Origin of the sequence: Paenibacillus sp. JNUCC32, from assembly GCF_014863545.1 — a bacterium.
Lineage (GTDB): Bacteria > Bacillota > Bacilli > Paenibacillales > Paenibacillaceae > Paenibacillus_AQ > Paenibacillus_AQ lautus_A.
The window spans coordinates 5,241,869-5,268,523 of record NZ_CP062260.1 but is presented as its reverse complement, the minus strand read 5'-3'; the positions used below and the strand labels follow the sequence as shown (position 1 = coordinate 5,268,523).

Genomic DNA, 26,655 nt, shown 5'->3' with positions numbered 1-26,655 from the left:
CTCGCCTCGGCTTGGCCCCTCTGTTTTGCCGCCGTTCTCAGCGTATTCGCCATGGCTTTCTTAAACACGGGACGGTCATGCCCGCATCATGTTATCCAAGTGAAAATCCGATAAAGAAATGAATGGATTACATATCGGCAGGGCTGTCTGGAGAGGAAAATGCATCTAACTTCGAATTGAGACGTAGTATGTGTTATATCCTTTAATTACCTATGTTTTTACGGATGTTTTATAAGCGGTTATAGGTCGAATCAGTCATCGCTCTATAGGAGTAGGGGAGGTGTTAATTCTTGAATGGCTCGAAGTCCGCGAAGCTGCTCCTGCTTATGGCGGTTATCGCGATCGTGAATATTGTCCTGGTTTCGCCCGGGCTGCTCGGCTTCCAAGTCGGCGGCGATAACGCTTTCCAGTCTGCACTGGTCATCACCGTATGGGTGGTCAGTGTTCTTGCACTCTTTTATGGAAGTTATGTTTTGTTGTTCAAGTCTCCGGCTGCAAAACCGATTCAAACGATTCAGACCCGCGAGGATTACATAGAGGCGCTTCACCATTACCGCAACGTGAAAGTCCTGAAGAATGATATCGCTCTTGCCCTGGACCAATTGGAGCGAATCGAGAAGAAGAGAAACGCGCTGCTGGGCGTTCTGGGTCAGCGTTTTCAGCCAACGGAGCTCAGTTACAAGAAATTCATGGGGGTCATCGATGAAGTCGAGAAGCTGTTCTACCTCAATATCCGAGGGATACTGAACAAGCTTGGCGTCTTTGCCGCATCCGATTTCGCCCGCATGGCGGATCAGCCGAAAGCCTCCCAGCTGTCCAGCAAGGTGGCGCAGAAAAAAACGGCGTTATACCAAGAGTACTTGGCTTACGTGACCGGTTATCTGGAGGCGAACGAGGAAATCATGCTCAAGCTTGATAAGCTGCTGCTGGAGATCTCTTTGCTCGGCAGCACCGATTACCGGGATGTGGAGGATATGCCGTGCATGAAGGAAATCGATGCGTTAATCAAGCAAACCAAATTATACAAGCAATAAGAGAGGGAGATGATTATGCGAAGCAAGGGTAGTGCCTTTGTCGTATTAGTGGCCATTGCAGTGGTCGTGTTTGTACTAGTGTACGCGGGGATCACATTAACCTCCAATCTGGGCAAAAGCCAAGCCGAGGTCGATTCGGAAGGAGCGGCTAAAAAGATCAACAAAATCTACAAGGATATAACTGTCACATCAGCCGATCCCATCAAAGGCCAAGTCGATCTGGACCCGGTGGCCGTCGCGGATTCCCTGCCCGATATATCCAAGTTCCCGATCTCGGTCGAGAATACGACGGACTTGTACGTGGAGATTTTCTCCTCGCCGGAGAAGGCGGGACCGGGCATTGACGGATGGCTGAACGAAGTGGCAGAGGAATTCAACAAATCCAAGCCGGTAGTGAACGGCAAGCCGGTATCCGTGAAGATCCGTAATATCGCTTCGGGAACCGCAACCGATTACATAACATCCGGGAAGTACGTGCCGGACGCTTTTACGCCTTCCAATGAGCTGTGGGGGGAGATGGTCAAGGAATACGGCGTCAAAGCCGAGCTGGTATCCAAGCGCCTGACGGGGAACGTCACCGGCGTCGTCACCCGAAAAGCCAAATACGACGAGCTGGTGGAGAAGTACGGCTCCTTGAACGTCAAGACGCTGACGGATGCGATAGCGAATAATGAATTGGCGATGGGATACACGGATCCTTTTGCCAGCTCCACGGGTCTCAACTTCCTGATCACGGCCCTTGAAACGTTCGACAGCAACGACATACTGGGTGAGAAGGCGGTACAGGGCTTCGAGAAATTCCAAGCAAACGTTCCTTTCACGGCTTCCACCACGATCCAGATGCGCGATGCGGCGAAGTCCGGCATGCTGGATGCCTTTGTCCTGGAGTATCAGACCTTTGTCAACGCGGCGGATATGAAAAGCGGTTACGTCTTTACCCCGTTTGGCGTAAGGCACGACAGCCCTTTGTACGCGCTCGGGAAATTGCCGAAGGAGAAGCTGGACATCATCAAGAAATTCGCGGAATTCGTTGAGCAGGACAAATACCAGCAGATGGCCGACAAAAAAGGGTTCAACGGTCTTAACGATTACCAATCCGAGCTTGAGGTCGTTGACAGCAGCCTGCTGCCGTCCGCCCAGAAGCTGTGGAAGGAGAAGAAGGACGGCAACAAGCCGGTTGCGGCCGTGTTCGTGGCGGACGTATCGGGGAGCATGGACGGCGAGCCGTTAAACCGTCTCAAGGAATCGCTGTTGACGGGACAGAAGTATCTGGGCCGGGACAACAGCATCGGCTTCGTGTCGTATTCCACGGACGTTACGATTAACCTTCCGATCGGCAAGTACGATTTAAATCAGCAGTCGATGTTTGTCGGTGCGATCAACAGCCTCGAGGCCAGCGGGAATACCGCGACCTTTGACGGCATCGTCGTGGCGATGAAGATGCTGCAGGACGAGATGGCGGCGAATCCGGACGTGAAACCCCTGATTTTTGTGCTGAGTGACGGGGAGACGAACGTCGGGCATTCCCTAGACGATATCCGCGGACTGATCCAAGCCTTCAAAATCCCGGTGTATACGATTGGCTATAATGCCGACATTCAGGCGCTCCAAAGCATTTCCAGCATCAATGAAGCTGCCAGCATCAACGCCGATACCGATGATGTCGTATACAAAATCGGCCAGCTGCTGAATGTGCAGATGTAGCAATTTTTCATAACGATGTAAATCTGGTTTATCAGAAACTTGTAGGAGGGATTATATTGTCATTTACGATGGAAGTCATTCGTCCCGAAGAGATCAAGACGGCAATCGAGGAGCAGGTGAAGCCTGAGCCGGAAGAAGTCACGCAGCTGAAGGAGCTGGCGGCTAACAATGTTCAGGCCATCATGGAGCTGGATATTGAATCGCTCGAGAAGCGAAGACAGGTGCTGCAATCCATTGACAGCTTTGGCATCAGCACGATGAGATCATCCTCGGAGAAGAACGCGCTCCTGCAGGTTCAGGTGGGGAGATTATCGAAAACCGGGGACGAAGGCGGTCAAGTGGCCAAAGGGTTAACGGAACTGCAGCTGCAGCTGAAGGATCTGGATCCGAGCGTCGTGGATTTTGCGAAGAGCGGGCTGCTGGGCATGGTGTTTAATCCGCTGCGCCGATATTTTGCCAAGTTCCAAAAGGCGGATGCCGTCATTTCGGACATCATCATTTCTCTGGATAAAGGAAAAACCGTATTAAAGAACGACAACACCACATTGGAGATTGAACAGCAAACCCTCCGCGATCTCACCAAAAAGCTGCAAAAGGAAATTCAGCTGGGCATGCTCATGGATACAGAGATCGAATCCCAGGTCGAGGCGGCCAAAATACGGCAGGAGTCGGAGGATAAAATCCGGTTTATTACCGAAGAGGTGCTGTTCCCTCTGCGCCAGCGCGTGATGGACCTGCAGCAGATGCTGGTCGTAAACCAGCAGGGTATCATGGCGATTGAAGTCGTCATTCGGAACAACAAGGAGTTAATCCGTGGTGTGGATCGGGCAAGAAATGTAACGGTAACGGCGCTGAAAATATCGGTGACGGTCGCAAGTGCCCTGTACAACCAGAAGATTGTCTTGAAGAAAATCGAGCTGCTGAACGAAACCACGAACAACCTGATCAGCGCCACCTCCAAAATGCTGAAGGATCAAGGTGCGGCGATTCATAAGCAATCGCTGGAAACGAGCATTTCCGTTGATACCTTGAAGCAAGCGTTCACGGACGTGCTGTCAGCGCTTGATTCCATCAGCACTTACAAGCAGGAGGCTCTCCCGCGCATGCGCGAGACGATCCATCAGTTCAGCGAGCTGGCGGTCACGGGCGAGCAGCAGATTCAGCGCCTGGAGCGGGGGCAGAAGCTGGGCCTGTAGGAGTAGCCAGGGATACCAACAAGAAAAGAGTGTGCAGTCGTGATGCTGCGCACTCTTTTTATTTGGATCCAAGCCCCTTATGCCCGCAAATAATTAAGCAGAATGTGCTTGAGAATCGCCAGCTGCTTCTCCGGCGCGAGGTCCGGCTCGACCACCAGAATGTTTTTCTGGAGGGACAGCTTTCTGGCAAAAATGCCGAATGTATTCACGATGGTGGTCAGCGTCTCGGCAATCGGAAGGTCGGCTTGAACCGATCCATCCTCGATGCCCTGCTCCACGATGGTCGAGAATACCTGGGATATATCCCGGTAGACGGCGTTAAACAGCTCAATGTCTTCGAGAGGCTCTGTAAACTGAGCCGCATAACTCTCGAAGTTCTCGAGCAGCTTCACGTTCGAGCTGGTCTGCTGCTCCAGCAGGGAAATAAAGTGGTCGAACAGCAGCTCCAGCTTCTCCATACAGGAAATCGGCTGTTCCGCGACGGAGCGGAAGGTCTCGAGAACGGTTTCCAGCATTTTCGTGGCAACGGCAACGACGAGTTTCTCTTTGCGGGGAAAAAAACGAAAAACGGTGGCTACGCCCATGGCAGCCTCGGTGGCTATATCCTGCATGGTGGCTTTTTCAATGCCTTTATGTGTAAATACGCGCTCGGCTGCTTCGATGATGAGTTGGGTTCGGGCGTTTCGGGTTTCGGGATTCATAATAAGGCCCTCTTTCTTGCATGACGATTTTATTTTATCCGTATTATATCCTCCCGCCCTTTTGACGACAACAAGAGCGTATACATCGGCGGAGAAAGCGGCCGGCACAAGGACCCTGTTTGATGGCGTTATTTCAATGGAATATTCATGAGGACCGGGCTTAGCATGCAGGAGCCGCTTACATATTTGCAGAAATCATTCATCATTGATTTCAATATCATCCGGCTTGAAGGGAGGAGCTTCAATTGGAACGACGGAGCGAGCTTATGGCCGCGGCTGCGAGCAGGTTCGGACTTTTGGAGCGGGATAGACTCCAGACGCATTTTTCCGAACACAGCCTTGTCCGTTCTTATCGAAGGGACGAGAAGACCGTGTATGTGCGCTTGACCGACGAGTCCCACAAACCCTATGCGAAGATTGCCGGGGAGGTGCAGTGGGTAGAGTTTCTTGGGAGTAAGGGCGTTTGCGTTTCGAGGCCGCTCCATTCGGCAGCCGGGAACCTTGCGGAGCGGATCCGGATGGAGGACCGTGAATATACGGCAGTCTGCTACGAGGAAGCCAAGGGGCGTCCGGTTGGGGAGAACGAAGCCGGCGAGGATTTATACAGGCGAATGGGCCGATTCATGGGGGGCATGCATCGTATCACCCAAGAGTATACCCATCAGGACCCCTCCACGAGACGACCGAATTGGTCGTACGAGGCAGAGAAGGTTCGTCATCTCGATTTACCGCCGTCTGAAAAGGAAATTGCCTTTCGTTATCAAGCCTTGTGCCAGTATATATCGAAGCTCCCGGTTTCTAGGGAGGCTTATGGATTAATCCATGCCGATTTTCATTACGGCAATTTTTTTGTCCAGGGGGATGCGTTGTGCCTGATTGATTTCGATGCGAGCCGTTATTCATGGTTCGTGGATGATATAGCCGTCGCCGCCTTCTTCTCGGGTTTGACCGAAGGAGCCGATCCGGACAGAGGTAAATTCATGATCCCTTTCCTGGAAGGATACCGTCTGGAGCGTTGCCTGGAGGAGGAGTGGCTTCGGGAAATCCCCTATTTCATGAAGCTGAGAGAAATGGGGCGGTATATGAAGCTGTTCCATGCCTGCCGCGGAAATTTCGACAAACTTCATCCCTGGGGACAGTGGTATATGAAAGGGCGCAGGGAAAAGATTTTGCAAAGCGATCTGCCACTTTAATAAAGAGCCTTGGTTCGAAAGACGGACCAGGGCTTTTTTATTTTCGGGGGAAGGCCGGTTGCAGCGGTTAAGGCGATGGAGAGGAACGAAGTCCTTGCATGTTGGATCTATTTATTTTTGCGAACAGGAAATTAATTCTAGTGCGATCAATTATTGCATTGACAGCCCATAGCGAATCTATTAGTATGTGCATAGCTTATTAAACCTACCAGATAACTTAGAATTATGGGGTGCGTTCGTTTTACGAGTTTTTGACAGAGCATGATGCATACATTTCGTATGCATATGTCTACTACATGGGGGGATTACAATGAAAGCCAGAAAGTTAGGTTTACTCTTATCGTCGATCATGCTGATGCTGTTGATCGCGGCATGCGGCAACGGCTCCGATCCGGCGGCAGAAGGCGCAGCCGAAGACAAAGGAAGCGAGAAGCAAGCCGAACAACAAGAGTACAAAGACGAGCTGAACATCGCGCTTACGGCTCAGCCGCCAACGCTGGATACGGCCTTGACGGTATCGGCGGTTGCACTGGATACGGCCGGCAATATCTTCGAACAGCTCTACACGCTGAATGCAAACTATGAACCCGTACCGGCTCTGGCAGAGTCGGTTGAACGAAGCGAGGATGGTTTAACGTATACGTTCGCTCTTCGCCAAGGCGTGAAGTTCCACAACGGGAAAGAGATGACGTCCGAGGATGTTGTAGCCTCGATGAACCGCTGGCTGGTGACTTCGTCCCGGGCGAAGGTGCTGCTGACGAATGCCAAATTCGAAGCCGTCGATGCGTATACCGTGAAGCTGACCGTAGAGTCGCCTACGTCGGACGTGTTGATTCTTATTGCATCGCAAGCGCAGTTCCCTTCCATCATGCCGAAAGAGATCGTGGACGCAGCGCCGGCTGACGGAATCAAGGAGTACATCGGTACAGGACCTTATAAATTCCAGGAATGGAAGCAGGATCAGTACATCCATTTGGTGCGAAACGACGATTATCAGCAGGTGTCGGATGCGGAGCCAAGCGGATTTGACGGTCGAAAAGAAGCTCCCGCCAAAGACCTGTACTTCCATTTCGTCACGGACCACTCCACGCGCATTGCAGGCGTGAAGACCGGCCAGTACGATGTGGCGGACAGCATTCCGATCGAAAGCTATGATGAGCTGGCTGCCGACAACAACATCAACCTGCTCTCGTTCCCTGGCGGTGCCCTGACGGCATTTTTCAATACCAGCGAGGGATTGTTAAAGGACGTGAAGATTCGCCAGGCCATTCTCGCCGCGTTCAATAATGAGGAGATCATGTTGGCGAGCTTCGCCAAGCCGGATTTGTACTCTTTGGCGCCGGGTTACCTGAATACGAATCAAGTCCAATGGTCGACCGAAGCCGGAGCGGAGTATTACAACCAGTCCAATCCGGAGAAGGCCAAGCAGCTGCTGCAAGAAGCCGGGTATAACGGCGAAGAAATCACGCTGCTGACGACCAAGGATTATAACGAGATGTACACGGCTACCTTGGTCATCCAGGAGCAGCTTCGTCAGATCGGCATGAACGTAAAAGTGGAGAACTTCGATTTCCCGACGTTCCTGGAAACGAAGAACGACCGTTCCAAGTGGGATATCTTTGTTGCCAGCACGGGCTATCAGCTTACCCCGCCGCAGCTGCTGGCCGTTAATCCGGATTGGGCCGGACTCGAGAATGAAACGGTCAAGCAGGCACTGATTGATATTCGCGGCGCAGCCACGCCGGAAGCCGCCAAGCAGGAATGGGAGAAGCTGCAGGGCTTCCTGTACGAATTCGCTTCCTCCACCGTAATCGGCCATTATAATGGCGTCGTCGCCACAACGAAGAAGCTTGAAGGCTTCGAGCTGTTCGAAGCTCCGGTGGTTTGGAATGCCAAAGTAGCGAAGTAAGCGTGTAAGGAGGGTGTTACAAGTTACCGGAGTAACTTCGATAACACCTTCCTTTTTTGAAATTGGATTCATAGACCATGTACAAATGAGGGATTTGCCGTGCTGGCTTATATTACGAAAAGACTTTTGTCGCTGATTCCCGTACTGGCCGTTGTCACCATCGCTATATTTCTGATCATCCACATAACGCCAGGGAATCCGGCGGCGGCCATCTTGGGAATGGAGGCGTCGCAGGAGGAAATAGAGCAGCTGAATCAGGACCTTGGACTGGACCGCCCGATACTCGAACAATATACGAGCTGGGTAGCCAACGTGTTCAAGGGGGATCTGGGGGATTCGATTTTCATGAATCAGCCGGTCAGCGAAGCCATTGCGGAGCATATTACCCCCACGCTATCGCTGGCCATTCTGGCACAGGTCATCGCGATCCTGCTCGCGATTCCCTTCGGGATTATCGCCGCTTACAAGCGAGGGTCCATCGCCGATTATACATTGATGGGGATATCCTTGCTGGGCATGGCCTTGCCCAGTTTCTTGCTGGGACTATTCCTTATGCTGTTCGTGGGCGTCAAGCTGCAGTGGCTGCCGGTCGCTGGATATGAACCGCTGAGCAGCGGGCTATGGGAACATATGAAGTATCTGATTCTTCCCGGCATTTCCCTTGGAACCATACAGGCGGCCCTGATTACGCGGATGACCCGTTCGTCCATGCTGGAAGTGCTGAATTTGAATTTCATCAAGACAGCCAGATCCAAAGGCCTGCATGAAATGAAGGTGCTGTTCAAACATGCGTTTCGGAGCGCGTTTCTGCCCATTCTGACCGTCATTGGACAAACCTTCGGCACGTTGGTGACGGGAGCGGTGGTCGTGGAGGCCATATTCAACATTCCCGGTCTGGGTCAATTGATCTTGAATTCCATTGCCAGAAGGGACTTTGTGGTGATCCAAGGGGTGGTGCTTGTCGTCACGCTGATGTACGTCACCATCAACTTGATCATCGACTTGTTATACGGCGCGGTTGATCCGCGCGTTCGATTGGATCGCAAATAAAAGAGGTGTAACGGGATGGCTACAGTTCAGGAAAAGGAATATGTCGCTCAAGTCAGCAAAAAGCTGAAAAAAGAGCAGCGAGCCTTAGGATATCGCCGCCTGAAGTCCAACTACGGGCTATTGATTGGAGCGACTATCTTTGTGGTATTGGTGATTCTGGCGCTGATCGGACCGCTCTTCACGAACTACGGTCCGTACGACATGAAGGTTGTGGACCGTTTAACTCCGCCAGGGGCCGAGCATTGGCTTGGTACCGACGAATTCGGACGGGATTTGCTAACGAGGCTACTCTACGGTGCCAGGGTATCGATTAGCGTCGGACTGGCGGTTGCGCTGCTATCCTCCGCTCTGGGACTCGTGATCGGCGTCTATGCAACGTATTATAAGACGTTGGATCATATTCTCATGCGCATTTGCGACGGGTTGATTGCGATTCCGGGAATCCTGCTCGCCATTGCCTTAATGGCCGCGCTCGGCGCATCCGCCTTGAACGTTATCATTGCGCTGACGATCGTGTTCACGCCGAATATTGCCCGAGTCGTCCGCTCGGCAGCACTGGTGGTGCGCGAGCAAACCTACATCGAGGCCATGCATGTCCAGGGGGCCAGCTCCACGCGCATTATATGGCAGCACATCGTGCCTAACACGCTGTCTCCACTACTGGTACAGGCGACTTTCGTATTTGCCGAGGCGATTATCTCGGAGGCCGCGCTCAGCTTTCTCGGTGCGGGCATTCCTGCGCCCGAAGCCAGCTGGGGGAACATTTTGCAGGCAAGCAAGCTTGTAATTTACAAGGCATGGTGGATGGTCGTATTTCCCGGGGCCACGCTCGTCCTGTCCGTCCTTAGCCTGAATTTGCTGGGAGACGGGCTGCGCGATTTGCTGGACCCCCGCGTGAAGCAAAAGTTTAGAAAGCGATGAATATAAGGCTGGAGGTGTTTCCATGAATAAAGAGCCTCTATTGGAAGTGAAAAATCTTAAAACGCATTTTCATACTGAGCGCGGAAGAGTGACGGCGGTGAACGGAGTCAGCTTTTCCATGAATACTGGCGACATCATCGGTATCGTCGGAGAGTCCGGCAGCGGAAAAAGCGTGATGTCCCAATCCATCATGAGATTGTTGGATCATACGGATGCAATCGAGTACGAGGGAGAGGTCGTATTCGAGAATCAGAACCTGCTGTCCCTCCCCCATTCTAAATTACGGGCGATCCGGGGTGATCGAATATCCATGATATTTCAGGACCCGCTAACCTCCCTGAGCCCTGTCTATACGATTGGAAACCAAATCGGAGAAGCCATTCGCCTCCATCAGAAGAAGTCCAAGAAGGAAGCCCATCAGCAAGCCATCGAAATTTTGCGGATGACGGGCATTCCTTCGCCCGAAATCAGGGTTAACGAATATCCCCATCAGCTGTCGGGGGGGATGCAGCAGCGGGCGATGATTGCCATGGCACTCTCCTGCGAGCCGAACCTGTTGATCGCGGATGAGCCGACAACTGCGCTCGATGTGACGATTCAGGCGCAGATCTTGGAATTGATCGCCGACTTGAACCGCAAAATGGGCATGGGCGTGCTGTTCATTACGCATGATCTGGGCGTGGTCTCGGAAATTTGCACGGGCGTGAAGGTGATGTACTTGGGGCAGATCGTGGAGGAAGCTCCCACGGAACAGCTGTTCCAAACGCCGCTGCATCCTTATACCCAGGGGCTGATCCAATCCATCCCCAAGCTGGAAGGGGACAGAGAGGATGAGCTTTACGTCATTGAGGGAACGGTGCCATCCCTGACGGATATTCCGCAGGGCTGCGGCTTCTCAACGCGGTGTCCTTATGCTGACGAGCTGTGCCGTACCTCCGAGCCGCCGATGCAAACGGCCCAAACGGACCATCGAGTGAAGTGCTGGCATTACGAGGCCCTAAACAAGCAGGAAGGGAGGGAGACAACCGTTGGAACAAGCAGCTGATCGTTCGATCTTAAAGGTAAGCTCCCTTCACAAGCAGTTTCCGGTGTACGGATCATTCGGCAAGATAGGGGGCGCCAAAGCGTACGTCAACGCGGTCACGGACGTTTCCCTGCAATTGAACGAGGGAGAAACCTACGGCCTGGTCGGCGAATCAGGCTCCGGGAAAAGCACCACGGGACGCACCATCCTCGGATTAACGCCGGCAAGCCAAGGGCAGGTCCTGTATCGGGATCGGGAATTGGCGGCCATGACGAGGGAGGAAATGCGGAATTTCCGCAAGGACGTGCAGCTTGTTTTTCAAGATCCGTTCTCTTCGCTCAATCCGAGGAAACGAATCGGCCGGATGCTGGAGGAGCCCTTGATCATTCATAAAATGGGGGACAAGGCGGAGCGTCAGGAAACCGTGTTCCGCATCCTGAAAACCGTCGGCCTGCAGCCGGAGCATGCTTTTCGCTTTCCCCATGAATTCTCGGGCGGTCAACGCCAGCGGCTGGGCTTGGCGCGCGCGCTTATCATGAATCCGAAAATCATCGTGTGCGACGAGCCGGTCTCCGCCCTGGACGTGTCCATCCAGTCGCAAATTCTGAACATGCTCAAGCGCCTGCAGCGCGAAATGAAACTAACGCTATTATTTATTACGCATGATATCAGCGTGGTTCGGTATATTTCGGATCGGATTGGCATTATGTATCTCGGAAAAATAATGGAAGAGGCTTTGACGGACGATTTGTTCCATGAGCCGTTGCATCCCTATACGAAGGCGCTGTTCTCGGCCGTACCGGATTTTAACCGCAGCCGATTAAAGGAACGGATCATGTTGCGGGGGGAAATCCCGTCCCCGATATCGCCGCCGAGCGGCTGTGTTTTCCACACGCGCTGTCCCTATGCAACCGATGTATGCAGAACAGACATACCGGCTGTAAGAGAAGTGCGGCCGGGCCATAAGGTCGCCTGTCATCTTGTTGACTAGAACAGATAAGTTCGCAACCCCAACCAAAAGGAGAGAAGGACCATGACAACGTTACAAATCGTAGAAGGCCAGGATCGGATATTCAATGAGGCCGGGTTTCAGATCGCGGGAAACCACGGCCCGAATCTGGAGGGCGGCTTGTCTCCAAGAGAGCTGCTGGAAGCGTCCCTGGCGCTGTGCGTATCCATCTCGCTCCAAAAAATAATGGCTTACGACGGCGTGGAATATGATAAGTCTTCCATTCATATCGAAGTGTCGTCGGTAAAAGCAGAGGATAAAAGCAATAAATTCTCGCATTTCAACGTCCTTGTAACACTGCCGCCAACGCTGGAGCCTGCCTACAAGGAGAAGCTGAAATCCGTCGTAGAGCGTGCATGCACGATCGGCAATACGCTGAAGAGCGAGGCCGTCGTTGAATTAATCGAAGTGAATGAACCCATCGAAACAAGCAGCAATGCGTAAAGGATAAGATTAAATATTAACCATTCAAGTCGATTCAACAAGAAGAGCCTTAGTCCGGGTTCACCGCGGACTGAGGCTCTTCTGTTCTTAAGGGACCGTGCAAATAAAATACGGAGACGCGATGCGTCTTCATTTTTACTGTAAACGCGTCCGGTTACGACTGCGGCTGCATATTCCGCTCAAACGCGACGATCCAGTCGCCCTGGATGGCGGCATAGCCGGTATCTCCCTCCACAACAAGACCGTACAGATTCTTGACGTCAAGGTACTCTTTTCGTTCTCCATTATCAAATTCGAGCGTGATGTAGTAATACGTACGGGATGAATGGTTGGCGTGCATCATTCCGTTATCGTTGTTGTGGTGATTGGTATGATGGCGGACATCCATCCGTTTGGAGACCACCCGGGCAAACTCGGAAGTGCGCGGGGACTTGGCATTCTTAACATAACGAGCGCCATTGGAGATGAAGCCCACAATCACAATGACGAATACAATCCCGATCAGAATGGGAACCAGCGTAAACATAAAATCAAAACCTCCGCCAAAAGACGGTCCTTGGGGCATCATCGACGGCACTCCTCCTCTTCCGTTATTTTTCCATTGATTATATGTACGGTAAAAATGACCGAAATGTTTCAAATTTTGGTTATTGGTGTCACAGCAGTAATGACCAACGGTTGAGGCCAACCTGGATTCCGCCGCTCCTTACTGACGTATCCATGAAGTGAGAGCGAACGATCCGAAGTACAGTAAAAATAAATCGGCCTCAAGAGCGAGGCCGATTTATTTTTATTGTATGAACAAAGCTCTAACTCCACTAGGGAGCCTTCACTTCACATGTACTCCCGAGCCCGCATAATGCAGCCCCAGCTGATATGCCCGCTCCAGCAGGCTCTCCATGTGCTCCGGCCTGCCCTCTAACGTATCGTAGAAGAATTCCACTCGGGAATCTTCGATTCCGGAATAGTTGGCCATGCCGACGTTGAGAGAATGGGACAGCATCGTATCATAGCTCCGCTTGGCAAAATGGTCCTCCGACGCTCCTGCCAATGCGATCCATAACGCCTTCTTGTGATGGAGCTTGGAACCGCCGCCATATGCGAAGCCGTGATTCCAGACACGGTCGATATATCCCTTCAGCATAGCCGGAACCCCGTACCACCATACCGGGAAAATATATGCCAGCGCGTCGTGCTGTTTCATTCGCGCGATCTCGTTTTCAACCTCAGCGGAGAAAACCTTGCCAGCATCAGACCAATCGGGTTCGTCCGCCTCCCACAGAACCGGATCGAAACCGATGCGGTGAAGATCCAGAACCTCCGTCTCATGTCCGGCATCTTGAAGCCCCTGCACAAATCGCTCCGTGACAGCAAATGTAAAGGAGTTCACTCTGGGATGAGTGACAACGGTCAGTACTTTCATCATGAATCACCTTCGCTTTCTTCTATAATGTGTTGAATGTGCTTTGTTTTCTTGCAGTACTGGTATAAGGGGATTATGTATCATATAATGGCTGGAAGGAAGTACGCACTTATTTGTTCTATAGGTACCTAAAGGTGCTATTAGCACCCTAAAGTGCCCTTCATAGTCGCAGTAATTTTACGTCCGGGAGGTGAGAGGATCTTATGAATCGCGATCGGCAATACCATATTCCGTCCGAAGCCACCATGGAGGTGATCGGCGGCAAGTGGAAGATCGTTGTGCTGTGCCACCTTAGTTATGGGCCCAAGCGTACGAGTGAAATTAAGAAAGAGATGCCGGATATTACGCAGAAGATGTTAACCCAGACCCTTCGGGAGCTGGAGGAGGATGGGATTATTACGCGAACGGTCTTTAATCAAGTGCCGCCGAAGGTCGTGTACGAGCTGAGCGAATTGGGCGTTTCACTGCAGCCCATCCTGGATCAAATCTGTGAGTGGGGCGAGAAGTATATGAATGGAGAAACGAAGGTAAGTGCTCCATGAAGTCATGATAAAAGCTGCTGACCTGAGGGAATGAGTCGGCAGTTTTTTTGTTTTTCACGTTATCCATCCGGCTGAAATGTCCGTTCTGCGTGCCATTATTTTAAATCGGTTAGAAGGAAAGGCAGGGATATTGTGGAATATATAGTCCTTTGGACTCATGCGGGTTCCGAAAGTTTCGGCCAAAACGGAGTTTGTCGAGAAATTGAATAGTTACTAAAGATATAATAGGTAGAAGACTCAGGGCCGGGCGGGCCGTAACCATAAGAATTATCACTTTGGGTATGCAGGGAGAGCCATCCTTGAATTAATAGAAACGTTTGTCTCTCGGGTAACGTATGAATTTCATAGGACCTAAGGATTACTCACAAAAGGAGTGTGCACAGCTCAGATGGACGGCAATTATAACTTGTATATTGTTGGGCTTTCAATTGCGATCGCTATACTTGCTTCATACTCGGCTTTGAATATTACGTCCAAAATTTCGGACGCGAACGGCAAATCCAAGTTTTTTTGGCTATTCGGGGGAGCCATGGTCATGGGAAGCGGCATTTGGTCCATGCATTTTGTCGGCATGCTGGCGATGCACATGAATATGAACGTGAAGTACGATGCCTTTCTGACCATCATGTCGATGCTGGCCAGCGTGATTTCCTCATTCATCGCGTTTTATATCACCATGCCCAAGGATATTAACTGGTCCAAAATCGCCATTGGCGGTTTCGTTATGGGAAGCGGCATCGTGACGATGCATTACATGGGAATGGAAGCCATGGTCGTACACGCCGACATTCGTTACGATCCCGTCTTTTGGATATTGTCCGCCGTCATTGCGCTGGCGGCCTCCTATGCGGCCTTATTATTGTTTCTTCGTTTTCGCAACCATTCCAAGTCCAGCTTTCTCAAGTGGGGCTCGGCGGTTGTCATGGGATTCGCCGTGTGCGGGATGCATTATACAGGGATGAAGGCGGCGCGATTTGAAGCGCATGCCGGCATGATGACGCATCAGCCGCAGTCTGTGGATTTCTTCCTCTTGTACTGCGTGACGGTTGCGATTTTTGCTATTCTGTTGATTTCCTGGGGCGCGATGTTCTTTGACCGGCATGTGCTGGAAAAGCTGGCCTACCAGGATACGATCACGGGATTGCCCAACCGCAATGAGATGAACCGGTTCTTCAGGACGAATGCCGAAACGGATAAGATCACGATCCTGTTTCTGGATCTGGACCAATTTAAGGCCATCAACGATACGCTGGGTCATAATGTCGGGGATTTGCTGGTTCAGGAAGTGGGCAAGCGGCTGCGTCAATTCATTCGAAGCGGCCAGCAGGTGTTCCGGATCGGGGGCGACGAATTTCTGGTTATTTTGAAGCAAAGCGACCCGAATTATGCCCAGCGCTTAGCCGATGATATACTCCAACAAATTAAAAAGGTGTACCATATCGACGGCAACGAGCTGTATGTGACGGTTAGCATCGGCATCAGCATCGGTTCCGTCCATAGCTCGGATCGTACGACGCTGCTGAAGAATGCCGACACCGCGATGTATAAAGCGAAGGGGCTCGGCAAGAATCAGCAATGCCTTTATGACGAGGAGATGGGGCTTCAAGAGGTTCGCAAGATGGAATTGGAGAAGGACCTGCAAAGAGCGCTGGAGATGAAGGAGTTCTTCATCGTGTATCAGCCGAAATGGAATGTGCAAAGCGACCGCTTGGTCGGATTCGAGGCGCTGCTTCGCTGGAAGCATCCCCGACTCGGCGTGATTTCCCCTCAGGAATTCATTCCGATAGCGGAAGAGACGGGGCTGATTATTCCGATGACCCGATGGACGCTTGAAGAAGCATGCAAGCAGTGCAGGGTGTGGCAGGATAGCGGGGTTGTCCAGCCGGTCTCGGTGAATCTATCGGTCCGTTTATTTCATGGCGACAATCTGCTGGAGCTGATTCAAAACGTGCTGCGCAAGGCAGATTTGGAGCCGCGGTTGTTAGAGCTGGAGATTACGGAGTCCATGGTGCTGCACGATGTGAACGATATCATCCGTCAGCTTGGGAGTATCCGATCCTTAGGGGTTAAGGTCTCCATGGATGATTTCGGAACCGGCTATTCCTCGATTGGGCTCTTGGACCGGATTCCGATTGATGCCCTGAAGCTGGACCGCCAGTTCACCAATGATTTGGACACGCCCAGCAAGCGAGCCATCGTCAACGCCGTCGTTCTTATGGCGGAAAAGCTGAATCTGGACGTAATCGCCGAAGGCGTGGAGAACAAGGAGCATATCGACTTTTTGACAGGGCTCGGGTGTCATGTCATGCAGGGTTACTATTACGGAAAGCCGATGGATATCCATGAGATTGAGGTTTGGATGTACGACCAAGATCATAAGGCCGAAGAGTTTGCGGCCCTTCGATGAAGAGCGGAAGGGAATAGATACAGTTCATAAGAATAACGGGCACCGGGAGGTGTCCGTTATTTGTTGCTTTTGGGTACATCAAATGACTGGCGTTCCCGGGTATTTTAGACAAAATAGGCAATTTCCGCGCGCGGGAAATATTCTTGGATTCCCTTTTCGAACAGCTGCTGAAACTCCTCGACGGTTTCGGCCTTATAGACATACTTGAATTTTCCATATCTTCCCCACTTTAACTGCCGGTCCTCCTCATCCATGTCCAGCTTGGTTTTGGGGTACCGTTTCAAAATGGTGTTTTTGGCCGTTTTGGTAAACCGGTGCTGAATGAGCTCAAACGTCAGATCCTTAACCTCCACATGGCTCAATCGCTCATGGAGCTTCTCTAATAAATGCCAGTATCCTTCCTGCCATCCGTCATATTTGACGATCGGGGCAATGATGAAACCTAACGGATATCCGGCTTCGGCAATTTTCCCCGCGGCTTCAATGCGTTCTTCGAAGGAAGAGGTACCCGGCTCGAAATAACGGATCACATAATCGGAATTGATGGAGAAGCGTACCCTGGTATGGCCGCCGTGATCGATATTGAGCAGGGAATCGATGTTGGCGAATTTCGTCACGAATCGCAGTCGGCCATGGTCCTGCTTGGCCATAAATTCAATGTAATAGGCCAGTGCCCCGGTCAAATGCTCCAGAGATACGGGATCGCCGGTACAAGCGGCCTCGAACCGGGTGATTTCGGGCGACCGCTCAGCGATGTACTGCTTCGCTCGGTCCAAAATTTCATCCAGATTGACATAAATCCGGACATAAGGCTTCGAGCTCATGGTGGTTTGCAGGTAGCAGTAATGACAATGTCCTGCACATCCCGTCGTCAGCGGGATGGCATACTCCGCAGAAGGCTTGGACGTGTCGAAATCCAAGGTCTTCCTAATCCCAACGACTAGGGTGCGTTTGGCGTTTCGGTATTTTTCGGTTTCGGTCTCCCCCGGAATGCCGGTTACCCGATTATGGGAGGTGGTCATTTTGATGGGTGTGCCTAATTCCTCAAACCATGCTTGCAGCTTCTTTCCAAGCGGATACTCCAACGCATCCGGCTCAAAAAAGACGAGTTCCGGGTCAAAACGCTCCAACTAATCTTCCTCCCCCGCAAAAATTTAAGTATATGGATTATAGAATGGGCAATGGTCGGGTTGATCATGCATTGTTCAAGTGATGAGTTTGTATGGTGCTGTTTCAAGCAAATAGGGGATGTGATGAATCTGTGAGCGATCATCGTTCAACATGGACAATTTTAATATATCATGTTATATTGTTATATAAATTAGCAGGTTTTGGAGTACCGTTGGAGGGATATCAATTTGAAAGATGCAGCTTCCACGAAGCCGATGTATGAACAGATTTTTAACGAGATGAAGCGAAAGATCTCAACCCATATGTTTCGGATTGGAGATAAAGTTCCATCAGAGAAGGAACTTGCGGATGAGTACGGAGTTAGCCGAATCACGAGCAAGAAAGCCTTGGATCTGCTGGCGGCAGAAGGCGTGATCGTGCGCAAGCCGGGCAAGGGATCGTTCGTAGCCGATCCGGAAGAGCCTGTGGTACACAGGGAACCCATCTCCTCAGAGAGCACAGAAACGGGAACGGCCGGCCGGGAGAAAATGATCGGCCTGGTCATCACGGATTTTTCTTCAAGCTACGGGACGCGGCTGATCTACAGCATGGAGCAGTATTCCAGGGAGAATGACTGCTTTCTGGTCCTGCGCAGAACGTTCGGGGACCAGGATAATGAGGAATTGTCCATCCAGAAGCTGCGCAATCTCGGCGTGAACGGTCTTATCGTATTTCCCGCGCAGGGTGAATATTTTAATGCCGAAATATTGAAAATGGTCATTGCCCGCTTCCCGCTCGTCCTGATTGACCGCAAGCTGAAGGGGGTCGCTGCGGCTTCCATCAGCACGGATAATCTTGGGGCAGCCGTGCAGGCGGTGGAGCATTTATTCGATTTGGGTCATCGCCATATTTGCCTGCTGTCTCCTCCGCCGAGAGATACGACGGCGGTCGAAGAGCGGATTGAAGGATTCGTTCAGGCTCATGCCGCCCGGGGCATCGCGTTTGACAAGGAAATCTGGATCAGTGACGTAACGGCCACGCTGCCCAATGCTTTCTACGAAAGCAATATTGAACGGGAAATACAGCGGATCATGCAGCATTTGCAGGATCATCCGTCGATTACCGCTTTTTTTGCGATTGAGTACAATATTGCATTGCTTGCTAAGGTTGCAGCTGAACGTCTCGGTTTGCGGGTCCCGGAGGATGTATCGATCATATGCTTCGACAGTCCGCAATTAAATATCGGTGAGGGGTACTTGTTTACCCATATGCGACAGAACGAGGAAGAGATGGGAAGGCTGGCGATCGAGACGGTGCTGGGCATCATGAACCACGACGCGGTTGCGGTCGAGAAGAGATTGCCTGCGGAATTGGTGGTTGGCGCATCTACCGGTCCTGTCAAGGAATAGCAGAAACTTGTTCAAACGTCTGCGCAGCTGGCGCAGCCTTCGATGCATGGTGTGTTGGAAAGTGACCGGCGCATTTGTAATTCCCTGACCGACCAAATGGAAATTCGAATTCGATAACGAAAACCTTGGAGGTTGAACCTTACAAAGAGGAAACGTGAAACGGAATGTTTGTAATGTTTTCACTTACCCTTGCACGCATGCAAACCATGCGCTCACGAACCTGTGAGCGCATGGTTTTTTTGTTCTTAACTCGGTGAGGAGCGGCGTTGTTTTTGTGTCGACGTTCACCCAACGCCTAATATAACATTTAATTTATTTTATATATTGACATATTAACTAGATAACAATATACTGATTCGTGATAACGGTTTCATAATTCCATCAAGTGAAAGGGGAACATCACGTGCAATCCATAACTGAACTGCCAGAGGCCATTAGGCGGTTATCGGACATGGTTCGGGCGAAGCAGCCGAAACGAACGGCTGACATGTTCGAGAGATGCCTAGCCAATACCTGGAATACCACCTTGAAGCGAATGGAGGACGGCACGACGTTTGTCATTACTGGGGATATTCCTGCCATGTGGCTGCGCGATTCGGCTGCGCAGGTCAGGCCCTTCCTGGTGCTTGGAGAGGACCGCGAGATCGGCGACATGATCCAGGGCGTGGTCAGGCGCCAGTTTGACTATATTCTGCGGGATCCGTATGCCAATGCGTTCAATGAGTCTGCAAACGGGATGGGACATCAGGATGATGCAACCGAGATGAGTCCGTGGATTTGGGAACGGAAATACGAGATCGATTCGCTGTGTTATCCGATCCAGCTCAGCTACCTGCTGTGGAAAAACTCCGGAAGAACCGGCCATTTTGACGAAACCTTTCGGGCAGGCGTGCGGCAGATTATCGAGTTGTGGACGACAGAGCAGCACCATGAACAGAAATCGGCTTACACCTTCGAGCGGAGCAACTGCCCTCCGTCGGATACGCTGGTCCGTGGCGGAAAAGGAGCGGAGACGGCATATACCGGCATGACCTGGTCCGGCTTCAGGCCGAGCGACGATGCTTGTGCCTACGGTTACCTGGTTCCGTCGAACATGTTTGCGGTCGTTGTGCTGGGGTATGTGACGGAGATTGCCGAGGAGATTCTGAAGGATCGGGAGCTGGCAGCGGCGGCGGAGGGGCTAGCGGCACAGATCGAAGCCGGCATACAGCGGTGCGGCATTGTGGAGCATCTGGAATGCGGCCCTATCTATGCATACGAGGTGGATGGATTGGGTTCGGTTAACCTGATGGACGACGCGAATGTGCCCAGCCTGCTGTCCATTCCGTACTTGGGATACCGAAATGCGGAAGATCCGATATACGCGAATACGCGGAGGTTTATCTTGAGTGAGCGGAACCCGTACTACTTCTCCGGGACCGCTGCATCCGGCATCGGCAGTCCGCATACGCCCGATCAATACATATGGCATATTGCGCTTGCGATGCAAGGGATGACCGAACAGGATGAAGCCGAGCGGCAGCGCCTCCTTGAACTGCTGCTGGCAACGGACGGAGGAACCGGGCTCATGCATGAAGGGTTTCATGTGGATCGGCCGCAGGAATATACCCGGCCTTGGTTTTCATGGGCCAATATGATGTTTTGCGAACTGGTGCTGTTGTGTTCCGGTATCGAGGTTAAACGGTAAAGCTAGCAGCGGGATGAAGCGGCGAACCAAGCTTGGAATTCATAAGGGAGGGTTAACGAATGAAAAAGCAGTGGAAGATCGTATGGTCGATGATAGTTGTGATTGGGCTTCTTGCAGGCTGCTCAGGGGGCAGCGGCGGCTCCTCCGGCGGAGAGGCCAGCGGCGGCAAAACGGTGCTGACCTTCTGGGGAGACTGGGGCGGAGAAGGGCAGGAACAGATCCAAACCATGGTGGATGCTTTTAATAAATCCCAAGATAAAATCGAGGTGAAGTATGCTCTCCAGCAGGACGTGGTGACGAAGTTTCTGACCGCGGCCACGAACGGGGGGACGCCGGATGTCGTGTTCTGGGACCGGTGGCGGACCGCACTCTATGCACCTAAGAACGTGCTTCATCCCGTGGACGAATACCTGGAGCGCGACGGCGTCAACAAGGAGGATTTTTACGAGGAGGCTCTGAAGGAGCTTACCTATGATGACAAGCTATACGGATTGCCGTTGACGGTGGACGCGCGGGCCCTGTTCTATAACAAGAAAATGCTGGAGGAAGCCGGGCTTGAGCCGCCAACGAACTGGGACGAGCTTGAGGCGGCAGCCAAAGCCACGACCAAGTGGAACGGGACCAAGCTCGAAACGGCAGGATTGTCGATGGGGGATCCCGGACTGTTCAACATGTATTTACAGCAGGCGGGCGGAACGATGCTGACCCCGGACAACACGATGAACGTGAACAACGAAAAGGGCAAAGCGGTATTGGACTTCTGGGGACGTTTGCTGAATGAGGACAAGGTGTACAAGATCGGTTTCGAGGACGGCTTGGGCGAAGGAACGGATGCGTTTGTCACCGGAAAAGTCGCCATGCTCTACACCGGCCCGTGGATGCTGAGCACCTATGATAAATACGGCAAAGACCTGGAGTATGGCATCGTGCCGCCACCGGCAGGACCGAACGGCGACAAGGGGAGCGTTATGGGCGGCTTTGGGCTTGTCATTCCGCAAGGCTCGAAGCATCCGGAGGAGGCTTGGGAGTTTATCAAATGGTGGACGGCCAACAAGGACAATGCCGTGTTATGGGCCAAAACGAGCCTGAATATGCCGGGCTTCAAGCCTGCCTTTGAAGATCCGTTCTTCGCGGACGATCCGAAATGGATACCGTTTATGGAAACGCTTGAATTTGCCAAAACACGGCCGACGCATCCGGGTTACTCCGTCATGGAGGAGAACGCCGTCATTCCGAATCTGGAGCTGTTCATGCAGAACAAGCAGAGCGCCGAAGAGACCCTCCGGCTCAGCCAGGAGCAGGGCGATAAGCAACTGAAGGAAAATGCCGTTGCCCGTTAACGCATTCGGGGATTCTAGGAGCTACAGAAAGGAGCATGAGGATGACTTCCGCCACGAAGCCAGTCAGCGCCAAGCCTGCTTCCGTCACGAGGCTTGGCAAACACCAGGCCAGGATGGGCTACCTGTTCATTATGCCGACAATGCTGTTATTTGCGGTATTCATGGTGATCCCGGTTGGAATGGCGCTATACCTGAGTTTTACCAATTATGACGTGCTCAGCTCGAACGACTGGGTCGGCATGGACAATTACAGGCGACTGTTCGGCGATGATTTGTATTGGAAAACCTTCGTTAACGTGATGATCTATGCGGTGGTGTTCGTGCCGCTCAACGTACTGATCTCCCTTCTGCTGGCGATCCTGCTGAACCGGGCGGCGAGGGGAGTCAAGGCGCTGCGGACGTTTTACTATCTTCCGACCTTGACGTCGGCGGTCGCGGCGGCCACCGTCTGGATCTGGATGCTGCATCCCGAATACGGGCTCGTTAACGGGATCCTGTCGCTGTTCGGCATCACGGGCCCGGCCTGGGTGTCCCAGACCGATACCGCCATGCTGTCGATTATTATGATGACGCTGTGGCAGAGCGTAGGCTCCAATATGATCATTTACCTGGCCGGACTTCAGGGCGTGCCGGATTATCTGTACGAGTCCGCTCGTCTGGACGGTGCCAGCAAATTCGATTGCCTGCGTTACATTACCTGGCCGCAGCTGCGGCCGACCACATTCCTTGTCAGCACGATGTCGATTATCGGCGCGCTGCAGCTGTTTGATCAGGCATTCGTGCTCACGCAGGGCGGACCCGCCAATGCAACGAAAACGCCGGTTTATCTCATTTATCAGCAGGGCTTTAACCAGCTGCAGATGGGGTATGCATCATCGCAGGCCTTCGTGCTGGCGATGGCGATTCTGGTCTTCTCGCTGATCAGCATGAAGATCAATAAATCGGAAGAATCGATTGTGTAATCGGGGCTTAGAGGAGGAAGACAAGAGATGAGAGCAATTGAGAGTCAGGCCAAGCGGCAGCGAATCCTTACCGCGAGCGTCTTTTATATCAGTGCCATTCTGATCGCCATCGTCATGTTTCTCCCGTTCTACTGGAGCGTGATGACCTCTTTTAAGCCGGATGAGGATATGTTCTCGATGCCGATCAAATGGTTCCCTACGGACATCACGCTGGAGCACTATAAAAAGGCGTTCACAACCGTACCCTTCGGCCTTTATTTCTGGAATTCATTCTTTCTGGCCATTACCGGCGTGCTGCTCAACCTGTTCTTCGGTTCGCTCAGCGGCTACGCTTTTGCCAAGCTGAAGTTCAAAGGCAACTCGGGACTCTTTCGCGTGCTGCTGGCCGCGATGATGGTCCCGGGCATCGTCACAATGATTCCGAGCGTGTATGTGCTGCGCCATATACCGCTGATGGGAGGCAACGACCTGTTCGGAAGCGGCGGCATGGGGCTGATGAATTCCTTCTGGGGGATCATTCTTCCGGGGGCTTCCGGCACGTTTGCGGTGTTCTTCATGCGGCAGTTCTTCCTGACGCTCCCCTCCGACATGATGGAGATGGCACGGATTGAAGGCTGCGGCGAATTCAAAATTTTTTGGCGCATCTATTTGCCTCTGACCAAGCCGGCGCTGGCAACCCTGAGCATCTTCACGTTTCAGGCGGGCTGGAACAGCTTCCTGTGGCCGATGATCGTGCTGAACGATCCGAACAAGGCGACGATCCAGATGGGGCTCCAGGCCTTCTCGTTCAATTTCCAGACGGATTACGGCCCGATGATGGCCGGGGCGCTGGTGGCTATTTTGCCGATCCTTGTCCTGTTCCTGGCTCTGCAGCGGTACTTCATTCAGGGCATCGCATTTAGCGGGATCAAAGGCTAGCGGGATGGAAGCTGGATATGCGTAACTCATGGAAAAAGGAAACTTGCATATTGAGATGTCAGGAGTGATTTCGACAATGATAACGGTGTCCGGTATATGGACCAAAAGGGCCAATGAGGCGCAGCGCGCGCTGGAACGTCATTTCTGGAATGATTCGATCCGTATGTACAATATAGAAACGCCGTGCCCGGACGGGGCGTGCAACACGATTTTCCATTATTGGTGGATGGCGCATGCGGCGGATGTGCTGGTGGACGGTTATGTTCGCACGGCGGATCCGTTGTATGCGGAGCGGCTGGAGCAGCTGTATGAGGGAGTGCTCCGCCGGAATGACGGCACATGGCCGAATGAGCTGTACGATGACATGGAATGGATGGCGCTGGCATGGCTGCGCGCCTATGAGGCGACGGGGCTGGAGAAGTACAAGCAAGCGGCGCTGACGCTCTGGGAGGATATTCAAACCGGCTGGAACGATGTTCAAGGCGGGGGAATTGCTTGGCACAAGGAGCAGCTCGGTTATAAGAATACCCCGGCTAATGCGCCTGCGGTTATTTTGGCGGCACGGCTGTATCGGGCTTTCGGTAATCCGGCCGACCTGGAATGGGCTCGGAAAATTTACGCTTGGCAGAAGAATGCCCTCGTGGATCCTGCCACGGGTTTTGTCTGGGATGGAATGAACCGTACCGGAGACGGGGCCATCGATAAAGATTGGAAATTCACTTATTGCCAAGGCGTATTTATCGGAGCAGCGGTCGAGCTGTTTCGGGTTACGGGTGATTCGGCGTACCTTGAAGACTCCAAGCGGACCTTTCAAGCGATGCGCGTAGAGCTGGCGGATTCGGCAGAAGGCATCCTCCCGGACGAAGGCGGAGGCGACGCCGGATTGTTCAAAGGCATCCTGATCCGTTATGTAACGGAAGCCATCAAGGTGTGGCCTGAAGCAACAGAAGCTGCAGGGTGGCTGAGCCGGAACGCCAATGTGCTCTGGGAACAGGGAAAGACTGCAGATGGCGCGTTGTTCGGGACCGATTGGAAGAGCCGTCCACTGTCTGACGCTATCGTTCAGCTCAGCTCGCAGCTGAGCGGCGTGATGCTGCTTGAATGTGCGGCCGAGTTGGAACAGTCTGCGGAGCAGGCTGGGGGGAGCGGTGGTGGGAATTCTGCGGCGAACTGGGATGAGAGAGCGGACCGGCTGCAGGAGGCCATGTACCGAAATTACGGAAACCCGGATAGCGGCATTATGGATCAATGGTTTCCGCGGGAACATGCCGCAGCAGGCGAGAATTTCTATTATTGGTGGCAGGCGCATGTGCTGGATGTGCTGGTGGACGCTTATCATCGCACGGGAAAACCGGTGTATGCCGACCGAATGGAAGCATTCAGCCGAAGCCTGTACAAGTACAACGGCCATACGTTCACCCACAATTACTACGATGACATGGAATGGACGGCACTCGCACTGCTTCGTGCGCATCAGGCTACCGGACGCGAGTGGTACAAGGAGCAGGCGCTTACGCTGTGGGAAGACATCAAGACCGCTTGGAACGATCACTGCGGGGGCGGCATGGCGTGGAAGAAGGATCAGCTGGATTACAAAAACACGCCGGCTAACGCGCCTGCCGCCATTTTGGCGGCGAGGCTGTATCTTTTGGAGCGAAACGAAGAGGATTTGAATTGGGCAAAGCGCATCTATGAATGGAACAAAAGCCGACTTGTCGAGCAATCGACCGGGTTTGTATGGGATGGCATGAACCGGCTGGGCGACGGTGAGATCGATTACGATTGGAAATTCACGTATTGCCAGGGCGTGTTCCTCGGTGCCGGAGTGGAATTATACCGTTGTACGGGGGATAAGTTCTATCTCGAAGACGCGAAACGGACCGCTGACGCGTGCATGCTGGAGCTGTGCGATCCAAAAACCCTGCTTCTGCCCGATGAAGGCATTGACGACACGGGTCTGTTTAAAGGCATCCTGATCCGTTATTTGCTGCTGCTGCTTGAAGAGGCGCCCGAAGAGGACGCCGTACGCCGAATGATCCAGTGCAACGCGGAAACGCTATGGGAGAAGGGAATGCTTGAGGATGCTGGTTTATGCGGCCCTGCCTGGGACGCTCTGCCGACTCTTCCCGTTCAACTGAGCGTGCAGCTGAGCGGAATGATGCTGACGGAGGCTGCGGCCGTGTTGAGCAAATAGCCTTGATTCGCTGTCAGCGATGATGGTGTCTTGTGAATGATTGGAGAAGAGGACGCAAATTGGCGTGCTCTTTTTCATTTTATTTCCTATTCCACCAATTCGAGATGATTGTCATATGACAATATTCATGACAACACACACTGTTGGTCGCACGGGCCATGCGTTATATTTATGAGGTAAATCACATCCTGGCTTGGATACAAAATATGATTTCAGATGCTCTGTGAAGTAAGGTCATATCCGTTCATGAGGTGATGTATGTCCATTAATCTGAAAATAGAAGACGTTTGTATTCAGCTAGGAATTGACATTCATAAATTCAACTTGGAGAACACTGAAATCAAGACCGAACCCGTCGTCCTCTCCCCAAGTTACCCTCATCAACCGTCACCGCGATTTGGCAAACCTCTGTCATTCCCTAAAATCTGATCGATGTCATATGACAATTTAATGACACCACTCACTATTTGTCGCGCTG

Annotated in this window: 22 protein-coding genes; 18 read left to right on the top strand and 4 right to left on the bottom strand. The window is 52.3% G+C overall.

Features of this window, described 5'->3' with window-relative positions:
* Nucleotides 1–290: 290 nt before the first annotated feature.
* Genes JNUCC32_RS23330 through JNUCC32_RS23320 form a run of 3 tightly spaced genes read left to right on the top strand, consistent with a single transcriptional unit; the run spans nt 291 to nt 3,934 of the window.
* Nucleotides 291–1,034 carry a hypothetical protein gene (locus tag JNUCC32_RS23330; RefSeq protein ID WP_192569994.1) on the top strand — a complete coding sequence of 248 codons (744 nt, stop codon included), beginning with the start codon at nt 291–293 and terminating at the stop codon, nt 1,032–1,034.
* Nucleotides 1,035–1,049: 15 nt separating this feature from the next.
* Nucleotides 1,050–2,738 carry a vWA domain-containing protein gene (locus JNUCC32_RS23325; protein ID WP_192569993.1) on the top strand — a complete coding sequence of 563 codons (1,689 nt, stop codon included), beginning with the start codon at nt 1,050–1,052 and terminating at the stop codon, nt 2,736–2,738.
* Between the two features lie 56 nt (nt 2,739–2,794).
* Nucleotides 2,795–3,934: a toxic anion resistance protein gene (locus JNUCC32_RS23320; RefSeq protein ID WP_192569992.1), complete on the top strand. Its 1,140-nt coding sequence runs from the start codon at nt 2,795–2,797 to the stop codon at nt 3,932–3,934.
* 77 nt (nt 3,935–4,011) lie between these two features.
* Here the strand turns inward: JNUCC32_RS23320 and JNUCC32_RS23315 are convergent, their stop codons facing one another.
* Entirely contained in the window at nt 4,012–4,635 is a 624-nt protein-coding gene (locus tag JNUCC32_RS23315) for a TetR/AcrR family transcriptional regulator (protein WP_192569991.1), read from the bottom strand.
* A 245-nt stretch (nt 4,636–4,880) separates the two neighbouring features.
* Here JNUCC32_RS23315 and JNUCC32_RS23310 point away from each other — a divergent pair, with 245 nt between their 5' ends.
* The 7 genes from JNUCC32_RS23310 to JNUCC32_RS23280 all read left to right on the top strand — a co-directional run bounded on the left by JNUCC32_RS23310 (nt 4,881) and on the right by JNUCC32_RS23280 (nt 12,185).
* Complete coding sequence (locus JNUCC32_RS23310) at nt 4,881–5,828, top strand: phosphotransferase enzyme family protein (RefSeq protein WP_228468808.1); 948 nt, start codon at nt 4,881–4,883, stop codon at nt 5,826–5,828.
* A 310-nt stretch (nt 5,829–6,138) separates the two neighbouring features.
* Complete coding sequence (locus tag JNUCC32_RS23305; protein ID WP_096774844.1) at nt 6,139–7,737, top strand: ABC transporter substrate-binding protein; 1,599 nt, start codon at nt 6,139–6,141, stop codon at nt 7,735–7,737.
* Nucleotides 7,738–7,836: 99 nt separating this feature from the next.
* Nucleotides 7,837–8,787, top strand: coding sequence for an ABC transporter permease (locus JNUCC32_RS23300; RefSeq protein ID WP_096774843.1), 951 nt, complete (start codon nt 7,837–7,839; stop codon nt 8,785–8,787).
* A 15-nt stretch (nt 8,788–8,802) separates the two neighbouring features.
* The gene (locus JNUCC32_RS23295; RefSeq protein WP_145040211.1) at nt 8,803–9,708 is read left to right on the top strand and encodes an ABC transporter permease; all 906 of its coding nucleotides are present in this window, start codon (nt 8,803–8,805) and stop codon (nt 9,706–9,708) included.
* A 22-nt stretch (nt 9,709–9,730) separates the two neighbouring features.
* The gene (locus tag JNUCC32_RS23290; RefSeq protein WP_192569990.1) at nt 9,731–10,753 is read left to right on the top strand and encodes an ABC transporter ATP-binding protein; all 1,023 of its coding nucleotides are present in this window, start codon (nt 9,731–9,733) and stop codon (nt 10,751–10,753) included.
* The gene (locus tag JNUCC32_RS23285) at nt 10,737–11,723 is read left to right on the top strand and encodes an ABC transporter ATP-binding protein (RefSeq protein WP_012818590.1); all 987 of its coding nucleotides are present in this window, start codon (nt 10,737–10,739) and stop codon (nt 11,721–11,723) included. The genes JNUCC32_RS23290 and JNUCC32_RS23285 overlap by 17 nt, the downstream gene beginning before the upstream one ends.
* Nucleotides 11,724–11,765: 42 nt before the next feature.
* Nucleotides 11,766–12,185, top strand: a complete 420-nt coding sequence (locus JNUCC32_RS23280) for an OsmC family protein (RefSeq protein WP_192569989.1) — start codon at nt 11,766–11,768, stop codon at nt 12,183–12,185.
* A 154-nt stretch (nt 12,186–12,339) separates the two neighbouring features.
* On the opposite strand, the gene JNUCC32_RS23275 is transcribed toward JNUCC32_RS23280, so the two are convergent.
* On the bottom strand, nt 12,340–12,753 hold the full coding sequence (locus JNUCC32_RS23275) for a DUF2500 domain-containing protein (protein WP_145040207.1): 414 nt from the start codon (nt 12,751–12,753) through the stop codon (nt 12,340–12,342).
* 261 nt (nt 12,754–13,014) lie between these two features.
* Complete coding sequence (locus JNUCC32_RS23270) at nt 13,015–13,608, bottom strand: NAD(P)H oxidoreductase (RefSeq protein WP_036664794.1); 594 nt, start codon at nt 13,606–13,608, stop codon at nt 13,015–13,017.
* Between the two features lie 203 nt (nt 13,609–13,811).
* Between JNUCC32_RS23270 and JNUCC32_RS23265 the strand changes: the two genes are divergently transcribed.
* Together JNUCC32_RS23265 and JNUCC32_RS23260 are read left to right on the top strand one after the other, a co-directional pair.
* Nucleotides 13,812–14,150 carry a winged helix-turn-helix transcriptional regulator gene (locus JNUCC32_RS23265; RefSeq protein WP_009593955.1) on the top strand — a complete coding sequence of 113 codons (339 nt, stop codon included), beginning with the start codon at nt 13,812–13,814 and terminating at the stop codon, nt 14,148–14,150.
* A 388-nt stretch (nt 14,151–14,538) separates the two neighbouring features.
* Entirely contained in the window at nt 14,539–16,557 is a 2,019-nt protein-coding gene (locus JNUCC32_RS23260; protein WP_192569988.1) for a bifunctional diguanylate cyclase/phosphodiesterase, read from the top strand.
* Between the two features lie 104 nt (nt 16,558–16,661).
* Here JNUCC32_RS23260 and splB read toward each other — a convergent pair whose 3' ends face one another.
* A complete protein-coding gene (gene splB / locus JNUCC32_RS23255; RefSeq protein ID WP_192569987.1) occupies nt 16,662–17,687 on the bottom strand; it encodes a spore photoproduct lyase in 1,026 nt (341 codons plus the stop codon).
* Between the two features lie 228 nt (nt 17,688–17,915).
* Between splB and JNUCC32_RS23250 the strand changes: the two genes are divergently transcribed.
* The 6 genes from JNUCC32_RS23250 (at nt 17,916) to JNUCC32_RS23225 (ending at nt 26,177) form a co-directional block, all read left to right on the top strand.
* Nucleotides 17,916–19,076, top strand: coding sequence for a GntR family transcriptional regulator (locus JNUCC32_RS23250; protein WP_192569986.1), 1,161 nt, complete (start codon nt 17,916–17,918; stop codon nt 19,074–19,076).
* 451 nt (nt 19,077–19,527) lie between these two features.
* Nucleotides 19,528–20,763: a glycoside hydrolase family 125 protein gene (locus JNUCC32_RS23245; protein ID WP_192572715.1), complete on the top strand. Its 1,236-nt coding sequence runs from the start codon at nt 19,528–19,530 to the stop codon at nt 20,761–20,763.
* A 59-nt stretch (nt 20,764–20,822) separates the two neighbouring features.
* Nucleotides 20,823–22,103, top strand: coding sequence for an ABC transporter substrate-binding protein (locus tag JNUCC32_RS23240; protein WP_009593953.1), 1,281 nt, complete (start codon nt 20,823–20,825; stop codon nt 22,101–22,103).
* Nucleotides 22,104–22,144: 41 nt separating this feature from the next.
* Nucleotides 22,145–23,065, top strand: a complete 921-nt coding sequence (locus JNUCC32_RS23235) for a carbohydrate ABC transporter permease (RefSeq protein ID WP_009593927.1) — start codon at nt 22,145–22,147, stop codon at nt 23,063–23,065.
* Nucleotides 23,066–23,092: 27 nt separating this feature from the next.
* The gene (locus JNUCC32_RS23230) at nt 23,093–23,983 is read left to right on the top strand and encodes a carbohydrate ABC transporter permease (RefSeq protein ID WP_192569985.1); all 891 of its coding nucleotides are present in this window, start codon (nt 23,093–23,095) and stop codon (nt 23,981–23,983) included.
* Nucleotides 23,984–24,059: 76 nt separating this feature from the next.
* A complete protein-coding gene (locus tag JNUCC32_RS23225; protein ID WP_192569984.1) occupies nt 24,060–26,177 on the top strand; it encodes a glycoside hydrolase family 76 protein in 2,118 nt (705 codons plus the stop codon).
* Nucleotides 26,178–26,655 lie beyond the last annotated feature (478 nt).

Excerpts from the sequence above, each read along its gene's own strand:
- JNUCC32_RS23325 (WP_192569993.1), top strand. The coding sequence starts at position 1,050 with ATGCGAAGCAAGGGTAGTGCCTTTGTCGTATTAGTGGCCATTGCAGTG.
- JNUCC32_RS23315 (WP_192569991.1), bottom strand. The coding sequence starts at position 4,635 with ATGAATCCCGAAACCCGAAACGCCCGAACCCAACTCATCATCGAAGCA.
- JNUCC32_RS23305 (WP_096774844.1), top strand. The coding sequence starts at position 6,139 with ATGAAAGCCAGAAAGTTAGGTTTACTCTTATCGTCGATCATGCTGATG.
- JNUCC32_RS23295 (WP_145040211.1), top strand. The coding sequence starts at position 8,803 with ATGGCTACAGTTCAGGAAAAGGAATATGTCGCTCAAGTCAGCAAAAAG.
- JNUCC32_RS23290 (WP_192569990.1), top strand. The coding sequence starts at position 9,731 with ATGAATAAAGAGCCTCTATTGGAAGTGAAAAATCTTAAAACGCATTTT.
- JNUCC32_RS23280 (WP_192569989.1), top strand. The coding sequence starts at position 11,766 with ATGACAACGTTACAAATCGTAGAAGGCCAGGATCGGATATTCAATGAG.
- JNUCC32_RS23275 (WP_145040207.1), bottom strand. The coding sequence starts at position 12,753 with ATGATGCCCCAAGGACCGTCTTTTGGCGGAGGTTTTGATTTTATGTTT.
- JNUCC32_RS23270 (WP_036664794.1), bottom strand. The coding sequence starts at position 13,608 with ATGAAAGTACTGACCGTTGTCACTCATCCCAGAGTGAACTCCTTTACA.
- JNUCC32_RS23265 (WP_009593955.1), top strand. The coding sequence starts at position 13,812 with ATGAATCGCGATCGGCAATACCATATTCCGTCCGAAGCCACCATGGAG.
- JNUCC32_RS23260 (WP_192569988.1), top strand. The coding sequence starts at position 14,539 with ATGGACGGCAATTATAACTTGTATATTGTTGGGCTTTCAATTGCGATC.
- JNUCC32_RS23245 (WP_192572715.1), top strand. The coding sequence starts at position 19,528 with ATGGTTCGGGCGAAGCAGCCGAAACGAACGGCTGACATGTTCGAGAGA.
- JNUCC32_RS23240 (WP_009593953.1), top strand. The coding sequence starts at position 20,823 with ATGAAAAAGCAGTGGAAGATCGTATGGTCGATGATAGTTGTGATTGGG.
- JNUCC32_RS23235 (WP_009593927.1), top strand. The coding sequence starts at position 22,145 with ATGACTTCCGCCACGAAGCCAGTCAGCGCCAAGCCTGCTTCCGTCACG.
- JNUCC32_RS23230 (WP_192569985.1), top strand. The coding sequence starts at position 23,093 with ATGAGAGCAATTGAGAGTCAGGCCAAGCGGCAGCGAATCCTTACCGCG.
- JNUCC32_RS23225 (WP_192569984.1), top strand. The coding sequence starts at position 24,060 with ATGATAACGGTGTCCGGTATATGGACCAAAAGGGCCAATGAGGCGCAG.